Source organism: Prevotella sp. HCN-7019, from assembly GCF_037890215.1.
Taxonomy (GTDB): Bacteria; Bacteroidota; Bacteroidia; order Bacteroidales; family Bacteroidaceae; genus Prevotella.
In genome coordinates this window covers 37,472-50,651 of the sequence record NZ_JBBKBO010000007.1, presented here as the reverse complement: position 1 = coordinate 50,651, position 13,180 = coordinate 37,472, and the positions used below count along the sequence as shown (strand labels likewise).

Here is a 13,180-nt window from a genome sequence, read left to right as displayed (position 1 = left end):
TGTATTATTTGAATAACATATCGCTTAAATTTTGAAGTGCTCTTTTTTTATCAGAGGCTTTAATCAAAAATGATATATTGTAATTTGAGCCTCCATATGATATCATACGGATAGGAATATTTTTCATTGCATCAAGAACTAAAGTCTCAAAGCCAATATTGCTCCAATCCAAGTCTCCAACAACACAAACAATACACATATCTGTGTCTACTGTGACTGTTCCGTATTTTTTTAGTTCATCGACAATCTCATTTAGATGTGTACAATTATCAATACTCATGGACACACCAACCTCGCTTGTTGTGATCATGTCTATGGGTGTTTGATAACTTTCAAAGATTTCGAATATCTTACGTAGGAAACCTGTAGCAAATAACATCCTACTGGATTTTATTTTAATTGCTGTAATACTATCTTTTGCTGCAACAGCTTTGATTTTACCTTTTATCAGTACATTATCAATAATTGTACCTTCTGCAGCAGGATCCATGGTGTTTTTTAAACGTACAGGGATTCCTGCATATTTGGCAGGTTGAACACAAGTGGGATGTAATATCTTTGCACCGAAATATGCTAATTCTGCAGCCTCTTCAAAGTTTAATTGATGTATTGCGTCTGTTTTCTCAACAAAGCGAGGGTCATTATTGTGCATGCCATCAATATCTGTCCATATCTGTATTTCATCAGCAGGAAGTGCTGCGCCAATTAATGATGCTGTAAAATCACTGCCACCTCTTTGTAGATTATCCACTTCTCCGTATGCATTTCTACAGATAAAACCTTGTGTGATGTATACATTATATCCTTCGTTATCTTTCATAACAACAGAAAGCTTGTCTTTAAGGTAGTGTAAATCTGGTTCTGCGTTTTTATCAGTGCGCATAAAGTCTAGTGCTGATAATAATACCGTCTTGATGCCTTTTTCCAATAAATAATTAGTCATCATATTGGTACTTATTATTTCACCTTGAGCTGTAATGTTTTTTTCCTCAAAACTTGTGAAAAGATCTTTGGTAAATGAACGTAGATAATTGAATTCATTACGTAGAAATTCGAGCGTTTTGGTCTTGTATTCATCCGTAGTGTACAAATCTTCTACGTGTTGTTTATATTTTTTTTCAAGATTATTTATGACCTCATTGGCACCGTCCGTATTTTTTTTATATAAATAATTAGATATTTCAATAAGTGAATTTGTTGTTCCTGACATTGCAGAGAGAACTACAAATACTGGATGCTCTGTATCGGCTGCAACCATTGATGCAACGGCTTTCATTCTTTCCGGGGAACCAACTGAAGTTCCGCCAAATTTCATTACTTTCATATTTGTATTTTTTAGATTTAATTCTTATATATGATATTGTTTTGTTAACGTATATATTAATACGCTTTAATCATTATAGTATGTCCTTGTTATATTTAACAGAGATTTATTTTCACATTTATAAATAATTCCGGGATATTTCTTTAGCATAGATATATTATGTGTTGACATGATCACAGATGTTCCTGATTCTGTAATCTGTCTTAACAATTCAACAATATTATCCGCTGTGTCTGGATCTAAGTTACCTGTTGGTTCATCTGCGATTATTATCTTAGGTGTATTAAGTACTGCTCTTGCGATTGCAATACGTTGTTGCTCTCCGCCAGACAGTTCATGCGGGCATTTATCTTTCTTATCTAACATACCAACGTCAGAAAGAACCTTTTCTATTCTATTATTGATTTCTTTGTCTGATTTCCAGCCTGTTGAATGTAGAATGAACTGTAAATTTTTAAATACGGTTCTATCATGTAGTAATTGGAAATCTTGAAATATTATTCCCATTTCCTTTCTTAAAGCAGGTATATCACGACGTTTTAATGTTAATAGGTCCCGTCCCAATACTTCTGCTTTTTCTGCTTCCTGGTTTAAAATATCAAGTTCACAATACATTGTTTTAAGTAAAGAACTCTTTCCTGAGCCAACTTTACCTATAATATATATAAACTGATCATTATTAACTGAAAAATCAACGTCTTTCAATATCAGTTCATCACCTTGGTATATATTTACTTTTTGATAATCAATCAACATAATGAGGATATATTAATGTTTATGCCACGAGGGATTATGTCTTATTTCCAACTCTTTAATAACATCATTAATGGTAAGTCCTTTACTTGTTAAAAGGACTATCATATGATAAATCAAATCTGAACATTCATAAACTAAACGTTCATTTGTACCATTTGTTGCTTCTATAACCATTTCAACGGCTTCTTCACCAACTTTTTGAGCCATACGGTTAATACCATCTTTAAATAAGGAGGTCGTGTAGGACTTTTCTGGCATTTCCTCATACCTTTTTGAAATAAAATCCTGTAATTCTGATAAAAACGATATATTATTATTAGATTCTTGCCAGCATGTATCGCTTCCGGTATGACATACAGGACCGGTTGGGTGAACTTTTACTAATAAAGTATCGTTGTCGCAATCTACATTTATGCTTACAAGTTCAAGTTTATTACCAGATGTTTCTCCTTTAGTCCACAAACAGTTTCTTGATCTACTCCAAAATGTTACTTGTTTTGTTTCTAAAGTTGTTTTATATGCCATTTCGTTCATATATCCTAACATTAGAACATTCTTTGTTTTGGCATCTTGTATTATAGCAGGAACTAGACCGTTCATTTTTTCAAAGTCAATTTTCATAAGTTCAATTATTATTTAAAATTCGTACCTTTATTCCGTTGTCTGAAAGATAGTGTTTTAAATCGTTTATTTTAATTTCTCCAAAATGGAAGACACTTGCTGCAAGTGCTGCATCAGCTTTTCCTAAATTAAATACATTAAGGAAGTCCTCTTTTTTCCCAGCTCCACCACTTGCGATAATAGGGATCTTGAGTTGTTCTGCCATTTGTGCTAGGATTTCATTAGCATATCCATTTTTCATACCATCGTGATTCATACTTGTAAAAAGTATTTCTCCAGCACCGCGGCCTTCAACTTCTTTGGCCCAATCAATTAATTTTAGTGATGTTTTTTCTCTTCCACCTTTAATATAACAAAACCAGTCTGTTCCATCAAATTGTGCATCAATTGCGCAAATGCATACTTGCGATCCGAATGCATTGGTTATTTTATCAATAATTTTAGGGTCATTGATAGCAGCTGAATTAATACTTATTTTATCAGCACCGGCATCTAGTAATCTTTCCACATCTTCAAAAGAATTGATGCCACCACCGACTGCAAATGGAATATTGATTTCCATTGCAATTTTAGATACAAGTTTGGTGAATGTCTTTCGTCCTTCAACAGTTGCTGTTATATCTAAGAAGACCAATTCATCAGCTCCTTCTGTATTATAGCGTTTAGCAAGCTGAATAGGATCTCCAGCATGCTGTAGATCTTTGAAATTAACACCTTTTACCGTGTTCCCGTCTTTTACATCAAGGCATGGTATAATTCTTTTAGCCAGACAGTTATGCATGCTACATTAAAGTTTTAATATCTATCTTATGCTCATAGTATGCTTTCCCGAATACTACAGCACTAACACCTAATCTATCAAGTTGTATAATATCTTCATTTGAAGAAACACCGCCACTGGCAATTAAATTAATACCATGGAACTCTTCTAAAATACTTTTATATAAAGTATATGCAGGGCCAGATAATGTTCCATCTTTAGTTATATCTGTACACAATATATTTTTTATCCCACAATTTATATAGTGCTCTAAAAAAGAAAATATATTTTCATTTGTTTCTTTTTCCCATCCATTTATGGTAATGTTTCCGTTTTTAACATCAGCTCCTAAAATGATTCTTTGCGGACCATATTCTCGTATCCACTTTTTGAACATTAGGGGATTGTTTACAGCTATACTTCCTATAGTTACCATATTTGCTCCATTATTGAAAACAGCCTTTATATCATTATCTGATTTAATGCCGCCACTAAAATCAATTGATAAATTTGTTTTTGTGGCTATTTCTTTTAATATCTGGATATTGATTACGTGATCGGATTTTGCTCCATCAAGATCGACCAAATGTAGATGTGTTAATCCCAACTGTTCAAATTCTTTTGCAACATCAACGGGATTTTCGTAGTAAATAGTTTTCTTATTATAATCGCCTTTTGTCAGGCGAACACATTTACCGTCTATTATATCAATTGCAGGAATCAGTTTTATCATATGCTTAAAAAATTACTAAGTATTTTTTCTCCAATGTTTCCACTTTTTTCTGGATGAAATTGTACGGCATAAAAGTTCTTGTAATTTAATGCCGCAGAATACGGTAAGATATAATTTGTACTTGCAATTGTATAATCAGATATTGGGACATAATAGCTATGTATAAAATAAACGAAGTCCTTTTCCGGGAAATTTTTAAATAATGGAGATTTAAAATTTGATATTTCATTCCATCCTACAGCTGGAATCTTATCATAATGTGATTTCGCTATAAAACGTTTGACATCAGAGTGAAATATATCAAGACAATCGGTATTACCTTCTTCTGAATGGCGACACATTAATTGCATACCTATACATATTCCAAGTACAGGTTGGTGTAAATCGCATATAACTTTATTTAAATTGTGTGAGTTCAAATAATTCATCACGGATCTTGCCTCACCTTGGCCTGGTAATATGACTTTATCCGCAGATGATATTTCTTGTATGTCATCCGTAAGTATGGGATCAATTCCTAATCTTCTTAATGAATTGATAACGGAGTATATGTTACCTGCTTTATATTTTAAAATTGCAACTTTCATTAATAAACAAATTACTTAACAATGGAAAATGATACCCAAAGAATCGTGTTGATTATTATTGATACACAATCCAAGGTTTGATCCTATTTTTGCAAAGTTACAAATTTTCTTTTATAAAGCCGACGCTAAGCTATAAAATTATATTATTTATGAACATTTAGTTATAATGTCTTAGCTATTTTGAATTCTCTTCGGTTGTATGTAAAATTATACTTGTTGCTCCAATGGTGAATAAAGATCCATTTTTAATAATCCTACATTCTTTATTCCCAAGAATATCATTGTCGACGAATGTGCCTGTGTTGCTTGGGCCATCCTTCAATATATACTTTAAAGATCCGTTTTTATCATATTTTACAGTAATCGAGCAATGGGTTATGTCTATGCTGGGATCATTTGTTTCAATAGGGCAGTTTATCCCACTGCCTTTCATATGACGACCAATAACATTTTCTCCCAAATTTAATGGTATGATTTGTTTGTAATGAAAAACATTCTCAATTACTACGATATAACCGTATTTATTATTTTCTGTCTTTTCCAATAGATTTTCTTCTCGCTGTATGTTATTTAATTTTGATACACCAATTCGTATACTAAACTGTTTTCCACAGTTAGGACACTCAAATACAAGATTTTGTCCTTCCTTGTATCTGTTTTCATCAAAAATAACATATCTTTCACATTTAGGACAGCGTACTCTTTTCATTATTCTGTTATGCTGGTGATCCATGCGTCAGAAAAATCTATATCGGTATTCAATATGTTTAGAACGCGATTTGCTTCTTTCTGAGTGGTAAATTTGTCGTAAATGACTTTTGAACCGCTGGATGTTGTATATACTTCTGCTTTTTTAAATCCTTTCTTATGTAATAATTTTACATAGGCTTCAGCATTCTTTTTTGAAACTTTACTTGCAAGCACAATGCTGAAATATGTATGTTTTGAATTGTTTGAATCTGAAATATTTGTTGTTTTACTTTTCTTGTCTATAGTGTGTGCTTGTGGCTTTTTTGTCAACTTGAAATTGGGTGTTCCTGTTGTTATGTCTTTGGGCATTATATCAAAAAGCATATTCGTATCAATTCTGCTTTTGGTTATGCCAGATGTGGAATGCTCTCCGATAGGGGATGGTATTAGGAAAAATAGAACAAATATAATGCACGCAACGGCAATTTCTTTTAAAGATGAAATTGGAATATTGAGTGCTATTGTTTTCTCTTTTGGTGCTATTTTGTCGCTATTGTCTCCTGATGCCAATGTTATTGGCATTGTTTTCACTTTGTTCCCTGCGTAATTTCGGTTGTTCTCTGCAATATTTTTACGTTTGTAGTCAATTTTTTCTGCCGAAAATGTGCTCAATCCATAATAGCTGGGAGTCAGTATGCCTGCTTCACAAGGTTCGAAATCATATCTTCCATCTTCGTGTATGTATATTGTTCCCAAACCATATAACTCGTATTCGCCATCCTTTTCAAGTATTTTTTTTAAACGCGTTACATCGTTTTCTATACGGGTGAGTGCTTCCGGGTAACTTATATCATAAACTTCAACATACGATTGAACAAGTAATGAGTCATTTATTCTCAGTTGAGAGTTGAAGCCTAATGTTCTTAACGGTGGATAAAACATTTTTGCCTCATGATCATATACAGAATCAATATGATGAGTCATGAAGCCACCAAAGTCTGGTACAATCACACAATCATTGGTGAGCAATAGCTTTGTAATATGTCTTTCTAAATCAATCACGAGTGCAAAATTAAAAAAAACGTGTGACTTTTCCAACGAAATATTTTAAAAAGTTGGGTGACATAATTAAATAATATTTTTTGTTTTGCTATTCGATATAATTGTATTATCTTTGCGTTTGTAGGTGGACTTCTCTTACAGAATTTTATTCAGATATATTATATATGGAATACATAAAAACAGATATTGATGGAGTTTGGATTATAGAACCGAAAGTGTTTAACGATGCACGAGGCTATTTTTTTGAGGCATGGAAGAAAGATGAGTTTGAACAACATATTGGGCCGGTGACCTTTGTTCAGGATAATGAGTCTAAATCCAGTTACGGCGTATTGCGTGGTCTTCATTATCAGAAAGGGGAGTTTTCGCAGGCAAAGTTGGTGCGCGTTATAAAAGGGCGTGTTGTTGATGTTGCCGTAGATATACGTAAATCTTCTAAAACATATGGAAAATATGTGATGGTGGAATTAAGTGAGGAAAATAAGCGGCAGCTATTTATACCTCGTGGTTTCGCGCATGGCTTTTTGGTTCTGAGCGATGAAGCGATATTTACATATAAGGTTGATAATATTTATGCTCCACAATATGAGGCAAGTATAAGATGGAATGATGAAACCATCAATATAAAATGGCCGATAAATATTGCGGACATAAAGACTAGTGAAAAAGATTTGAAAGGCAAGTCTCTCCAAGATGCAGATTTGTTTGATTGATAACAAGTCTATTGAAATACACTGATTGATAGTTTGTGTGATGAAACGCTATATATTCCCTCTTCTCGTTATATGTATTTTACTTCAGTTTGGTTGTGCAAAACAGACTGAAGGCGGATATGTAAAAGAAGATACCGGTGCAAAAAAAGAGTTGCAGGGCATATGGATAAATGAAGACGATGAAGATGTCGTTTTTAGAATAAAAGGGGATACCGTATATTTCCCGGATACAATCAGTGTGCCTGTTTATTTCCGCATCGAAAAAGATTCATTTGTGCTGTACGGTGCAAATATAATAAAATATCCTGTAGTCAAAAGAACGCAACATTTGTTTGAATTTATCAATCAAAGTGGTGAACACATGCGGCTTATTAAAAGTAATGATTCAAGTTATCTTGGATTGTTTAATAAAACTTCTGTCGTTTCCGTAAATCAGAATCGTCTTATAAAAAAAGATACAGTTGTATTTTATAATGACAAGAAATATCATTGCTATGTACAGGTAAATCCAACTACATATAAAGTTCCTAAAGCAACATTCAATGATGATGGAGTTGAGGTTTATAGTGTTTATTATGACAATATAATTCACTTTAGTCTTTTCTGTGGTGCAGAACGCATTTTTTCAAGTAACATAACTAAAAATGATTTTTCTTCTCAGGTGACACCTCAATATCTTAAGCAGTCCGTTTTTAGTGATATGTCGTTTTATAAAGTTGACGATGAGGGTATTCATTATTTTGCAATATTGGGAATACCAAATTCTCCCAGTAGTTTTATGATTGAGATGATTTTCTCATATGACGGTAAACTTGTGAAACGTATAAAGAATAGCTGAAGAATAACAGTGTAAATAATTATAAAACAGTAAGATATGCACAATTCTGTAACGGAATTGTGCGTATCTTATTTGTGTCTTTATAGAAAGCTTTTAGGACTCTATGGAAATTCCGTTAGGATTGGTGGTAATAAAACAATGGAGATATAAATCTCATATCGTCGTTGGTGTCTGTAGAAAATGAAAACAATAGGGGGGATTTCAAATTTTCAGTATATTGTGTTTTTCCAGTTTGAGTTTTCTGTTCTACCCCGAAAAATAAGCGAATATCTGCAGTCGGACTCTCCTTCGGGCGTAAATTCACAAAAATAAGAGCTTTGCTCAATACTTTGAGTATCAAACACTTATATTTTGGAGTTATTTCTCGGATTTGTAATAGGTTCCATTCGTGTATGCGATTAAGTACATATCAGGGGCTGAAACACTTAATATCACACCCTGATATGGACGAAACTATCGGCTCAAACGGGCTTTGTCGGAGTGTAATATGGATGATTCGGGATTATGTGACAGGATATACGATAAGGCAGTAAAGGCCGAATGTTCCTTTCTGATGATGAATTTAATATTCCTTCACATCTCTTTTGTGATTTTATTTTGTCAAAATAAAGTCAAGAAAATTTGTAAGTACATAGTCTGAGTTTTATCGAAAAACACAGATATGGCAGCTGAGAATATACACAGGAAGAATGTTTTCGTATGGTGGGGATTTATTGTCATGTGAGAGATCGCTATCATCACAGTGTTATACGGATGTACACTGTTTGGAAGTTTTTCTTCCTTTCGTGAAAGGCTTTATGTATATAAGACCAATCTTCACAGAATTTCTACAAAGTCATGTTTAGTTTATTCTTATCTGTTTATATCCGACAAGAGTATCTGTTCTGTCTCCTGCGGCTTTGTAATATACCAGACATTGATATTTGTTTTCGGTGTAACAGAAATTTCCTTCGGTTTGAAGGGGTGTGAAGCTGTCATCTTCGTTTCTTATAAGATAATTATATGAGTAATATCCTTGTTTCAGTAATAAAATGTTCTCATATAATCCATTTTCGGGATTGTATGTCATTCTATATTCTGGTATGAACTGATTGTTTGTCCATACGCCATTTATGTATATGTCGTTATTTGTTAGTGGTGTTTTTAGGGCAAAATGGACATATACGTATTCTGATATGCAGTCGTTTTCTATATTGTCACTGTTTCTGATGTAGAATGCTCCGTTTGCATCCTCATCGTATATATAACTGTTTCGTGGCTCGTCTGGCCATACGTATGCATGGTAGTTTTTCCCGTCCCATTTTACTGACTCAAGTCCCATTGTTGTATGTGAGACATCAAGAGTTTCGAATTTCCGATATTCATTGCCTCCGTCAAATATCAGTTGCCGGTTGTGTGCCCATTGTAGCCCGTCTGCCATGATGTATTGTGGTTCTGCGTTTATTACCGCATTGTCCCATCTGCCGTTCTGCATCACTACAGTTTTTATTTCCTGTCTGGGGTTATTTACCTTAAGGCCTGCATAATTGATTTTCATTCCTATTTGTTGGTGGGCTCCGTTAGTGTCTGTATCTGTGTTTGTTGTTGCTTCTAACTGTATGCCTACACGTTGGTCAACAACCATGAAACATGCTACGGCTATTTCTTCTGATGTGTCGTCGTCATAAATTGTCACACGATAGTTGCCACTTAGTTTTATATTGCAGTTCTCATTTGGTATTTTCAGTCTGTAATGTGTATAAAGTATATTTGTATTTATTGACTTGCTTACATCATCAATAGTGTTTCCTTCTGTAAAACCTTCACAATAGTCACTCGTAAACAATGCTTCTGAAGTTGTCCAATCAGCTTCGCAGTGCTCTATTTTGTAGGCATATCTATGATATTCGTGTGTCATATCATCGAATGATATGGTTATTGGATCCTCGTTTCCCAATACCATGATCGGTGGTGAGAGCCAATCGTCTCCGGCTACAACCTGCAATGTTGCAATCCTGTCTGATTTTATTTCGTTCTTCTGTGCATGTGTTGTCATCGTGTATAAGGAGAACAAGATGACAGGGAGAGCTATGTATTTTTTTTTATTGCTCATTGTTTATTCTTTTACAGTTCAACCGATACGCGGAAGTTTATTTGTCTTCCGGTTAGATAGTTTGGTACGGCATATTGCTGATTGGTAACATCTGTGATCCAATAATAAGAATTCACGTTATTTATGCCTAACAGATTGAGACATTCCAATCCTAACCATACGTTTTTGAAGAGTAGTTTTTTCTCCCTGTTTTCATTGTTTACCAATCTATAATTCAGACCAATATCTGCTCGTTTATATGCAGGTGCTCTATAAACGCTTCGTTCGAGTTCCTGATGGGGAGCCGAGAATGGCAGTCCGTCAGCATAAGCAAGTTTGAGAAACATCTTCCATCGTTCGGTACCAGGGAAAAAATCAGTGAAATAGAGACTTATGGCATATCTTTGATCTGTTGGTAGTGGTATATTCCTGCCGTTTAGTTTCATATTTGTGTCCATGAGCGACAGACTGATCCATGAATCGTATCCAGGAACGAATTCACCGTAAAGTTTCATATCCAGTCCTGCAGCATGTCCGCTACATTCGTTATTGCCATAATATACAACCTTTACGTTGTTTATGCTGTATGGCACGAGATCACTTAAAGCTTTGTAGTAAGCTTCTACAGTGAATTTGTACGGGCGTTTGTTCATGTTGAAGCGATAGTCCATGCCTGCAATAAAGTGTATGGAGCGTTGACTTTTCGTTTTTTTATTGAGTGATGCGTATGTTACTCCGTCAACGGTAGTAGTGTCTCGTATTTCCTTGTAGAATGGTGCTTGATAGTATACTCCGGTGGCAAATCTCATTGTGATATTATGGTTGAAAGCCGGTATCACGCCAAGTGACACTCTAGGACTGACGATGGTTTCACCGTTGAAACTCCAATGACTTAGTCTTATTCCGTAGTTAAGGGTAAATAGGGAATGTTGGCCTGGGCTTGTAAATCTATATGTATCCTGTGCGTATGCTTCGATGCGGTTTGCGTTCAGTGTGTTGCGTGCACGCATGGAATATATCATATAAAGGTTTTCACCTGTATGTGGAATGCTGTATCCGCTTGAATCACGCATTTCGTATTCTACAGAGTTTTCTTTTATATGTTCGCTTTTGAATATTAATGCCGTTTCTATGGCGTGTTTCTTTGTTTTTGTTTTTAAAAGCAGCTTTACACTCTGTACATTTGCTTTCATATAGTTGCGTGCGTGCTGGAAATATGTTCCTACTCCTAAGTTCTCACTTGTTTCGGTTTGTGTGAGCCAATATTGGCCTTGTATGTCGTATGTTTCCTGTTCTTTTGTGTAAAAAGCTGAGGCTATTAATGAAAGAGATGTGTTTTTCCCGAAATTACGTGTGATATCGAGTGACCCGAAATATGTGCGAAATATATCCTTCTCTTGTCCATCGAAATAAACTTTGAAAGATTTGACGTCTTGCATCGTTCCGAAACTTGTCTCGCGGTCTTCAGGGTAAAAGTTGTAATGATTTTCTGATATGTTGCCCAGTAAACTTATATGCCACCTGTTGTTGGGCATGTAGTTGAGATACGCTTGGTAATCGATGAAATTTGGACGGTATTCTCCTTTTGTATCCATTGTTCCAAGGAGATATTGTGTGGTTTTGTAACGTATTCCGTTGCTTATCGAAAATTTTTTGTTACCATAGCCAACATATGCACTTGCCCCCAAAAGGCTTACTGTAGCTGATGTTTCAAATTTTTTTGGTAGTCTGTATGTTATATCTAGCGCAGAGGACATTTTGTCGCCGTATTTTGCTTCGAAGCCACCTGTAGAAAAGCCGATTTTCTCTACCATATCGGGATTTATGACGGATAAGCCTTCCTGTTGTCCACTTCTGACCAAAAGTGGACGATATATCTCAATATTGTTTATGTATACGCTGTTTTCATCGAAAGAGCCTCCGCGTACGTTGTATTGTGATGACAACTCGTTGTGTGTAGAAACTCCTGCTTGTCCCTGTATAAGTTCCTCAACCGTGTTGCCTGTGGTAGAGGGCATGTTTTTCATGTCTTCTTTTTTTATCTCTTGGGTTTGTCCTGTCTGTTGTCTTGTCCCGGTGACAACAACGTCTGAGAGCATATTGTTGCTATAGAGTACAATCTGAAGCGTTTGTTTACCCCGCGGGTTACGCAGGACTCTTGTCTTAGTCTTATATCCGACCATTGAGAATCTTATCACCACGGAGTCTGTGGATAAGAGGTTCATGTTGAATTCGCCTTTTAATGACGTCATTGTTACTTTGCCCTGCTGTAGGCAAGATACGGATGCAAGTTCAATGGGATTCATCTGTTCATCAGTTACTCTACCTTGGAGAATAAATGATTGGGCGCTGCTGGTAATTGCACAAAGTAGCGTTATATATATACAAAGCACAGTCTTTTTCATATTGAATATAACGCATGACTTGCTGTAATTATTGTATTATGTGAATAATATGTTTTGAAAGTTGTGTTTCTAAATATAAGTAATACGTTAATGTGATATATGCAATCTGCTTATAATTAGTTTATTATGACATATGTTATTATGTATAATGATGTCGTAATATGGTGGCTACGAAATAGGGCGTATACGAAAATGAGTTAGGGAAAAGGCTGTTGGTGTAATGGGTTGCATGTTTCGAATTTTAATTTAAATGTGGTGCCAGTTAGACATTTACAAATATTGAGTAAAGAAATTGATGTGGTTGTATTGGTGGTTTTTGTGTTATGTTATGGGATTGTCGGTTGGATATATTGTAATTAGTGAAAGGAACTTTGTCGCGATTCTATAAGTTTGTGTTGTATGTGTCTTTTAATTTATTCTGATACCTGATTTTTCGTCTGCACCTTTAACTTTAAGAGGTTCATTTGGAGATGCGAGATGTGTGTTGGAAATCCTTGCCTGTGTTATGCTCAATATTTTAGTGGGACGCTTGATCTTAGTGCTTATGGAATAGTTGGCTTGTGGAGACTTAATGCTTTATTTGATTCGGATTATAATTGATTATTTGTAACCACTGGACA

Annotated in this window: 12 protein-coding genes; 2 read left to right on the top strand and 10 right to left on the bottom strand. The window is 34.9% G+C overall.

Annotation, left to right across the window (positions count from 1 at the left end; translation table 11 throughout):
• Window positions 1-4 precede the first annotated feature (4 nt).
• From WKT13_RS09905 to WKT13_RS09870, 8 genes are all read right to left on the bottom strand, one after another.
• Window positions 5-1,324, bottom strand: coding sequence for an aspartate kinase (locus tag WKT13_RS09905; RefSeq protein ID WP_340323748.1), 1,320 nt, complete (start codon window positions 1,322-1,324; stop codon window positions 5-7).
• Window positions 1,325-1,390: 66 nt separating this feature from the next.
• Window positions 1,391-2,080, bottom strand: coding sequence for a cell division ATP-binding protein FtsE (locus WKT13_RS09900; RefSeq protein WP_340323747.1), 690 nt, complete (start codon window positions 2,078-2,080; stop codon window positions 1,391-1,393).
• A 12-nt stretch (window positions 2,081-2,092) separates the two neighbouring features.
• Complete coding sequence (hisIE, locus tag WKT13_RS09895; protein ID WP_298620735.1) at window positions 2,093-2,701, bottom strand: bifunctional phosphoribosyl-AMP cyclohydrolase/phosphoribosyl-ATP diphosphatase HisIE; 609 nt, start codon at window positions 2,699-2,701, stop codon at window positions 2,093-2,095.
• 4 nt (window positions 2,702-2,705) lie between these two features.
• Window positions 2,706-3,482 carry an imidazole glycerol phosphate synthase subunit HisF gene (gene hisF, locus WKT13_RS09890; RefSeq protein ID WP_340323746.1) on the bottom strand — a complete coding sequence of 259 codons (777 nt, stop codon included), beginning with the start codon at window positions 3,480-3,482 and terminating at the stop codon, window positions 2,706-2,708.
• Between the two features lies 1 nt (window position 3,483).
• On the bottom strand, window positions 3,484-4,194 hold the full coding sequence (gene hisA, locus WKT13_RS09885; RefSeq protein WP_340323745.1) for a 1-(5-phosphoribosyl)-5-[(5-phosphoribosylamino)methylideneamino]imidazole-4-carboxamide isomerase: 711 nt from the start codon (window positions 4,192-4,194) through the stop codon (window positions 3,484-3,486).
• Window positions 4,191-4,781: an imidazole glycerol phosphate synthase subunit HisH gene (hisH, locus tag WKT13_RS09880; protein WP_298620741.1), complete on the bottom strand. Its 591-nt coding sequence runs from the start codon at window positions 4,779-4,781 to the stop codon at window positions 4,191-4,193. The genes hisA and hisH overlap by 4 nt, the downstream gene beginning before the upstream one ends.
• Before the next feature lie 175 nt (window positions 4,782-4,956).
• A complete protein-coding gene (locus WKT13_RS09875; RefSeq protein ID WP_298620743.1) occupies window positions 4,957-5,490 on the bottom strand; it encodes an FHA domain-containing protein in 534 nt (177 codons plus the stop codon).
• Entirely contained in the window at window positions 5,490-6,569 is a 1,080-nt protein-coding gene (locus tag WKT13_RS09870) for an HU domain-containing protein (RefSeq protein WP_340323744.1), read from the bottom strand. The genes WKT13_RS09875 and WKT13_RS09870 overlap by 1 nt, the downstream gene beginning before the upstream one ends.
• Window positions 6,570-6,697: 128 nt before the next feature.
• Here WKT13_RS09870 and rfbC point away from each other — a divergent pair, with 128 nt between their 5' ends.
• Both rfbC and WKT13_RS09860 read left to right on the top strand, forming a co-directional pair.
• Window positions 6,698-7,246: a dTDP-4-dehydrorhamnose 3,5-epimerase gene (gene rfbC / locus WKT13_RS09865; RefSeq protein ID WP_340323743.1), complete on the top strand. Its 549-nt coding sequence runs from the start codon at window positions 6,698-6,700 to the stop codon at window positions 7,244-7,246.
• A gap of 40 nt (window positions 7,247-7,286) precedes the next feature.
• Window positions 7,287-8,084, top strand: coding sequence for a DUF4738 domain-containing protein (locus tag WKT13_RS09860; protein ID WP_340323742.1), 798 nt, complete (start codon window positions 7,287-7,289; stop codon window positions 8,082-8,084).
• 841 nt (window positions 8,085-8,925) lie between these two features.
• On the opposite strand, the gene WKT13_RS09855 is transcribed toward WKT13_RS09860, so the two are convergent.
• Both WKT13_RS09855 and WKT13_RS09850 read right to left on the bottom strand, forming a co-directional pair.
• The gene (locus WKT13_RS09855) at window positions 8,926-10,176 is read right to left on the bottom strand and encodes a type IX secretion system plug protein (RefSeq protein ID WP_445323596.1); all 1,251 of its coding nucleotides are present in this window, start codon (window positions 10,174-10,176) and stop codon (window positions 8,926-8,928) included.
• Between the two features lie 11 nt (window positions 10,177-10,187).
• On the bottom strand, window positions 10,188-12,560 hold the full coding sequence (locus tag WKT13_RS09850; RefSeq protein ID WP_340323741.1) for a TonB-dependent receptor: 2,373 nt from the start codon (window positions 12,558-12,560) through the stop codon (window positions 10,188-10,190).
• Between the last annotated feature and the right edge of the window lie 620 nt (window positions 12,561-13,180).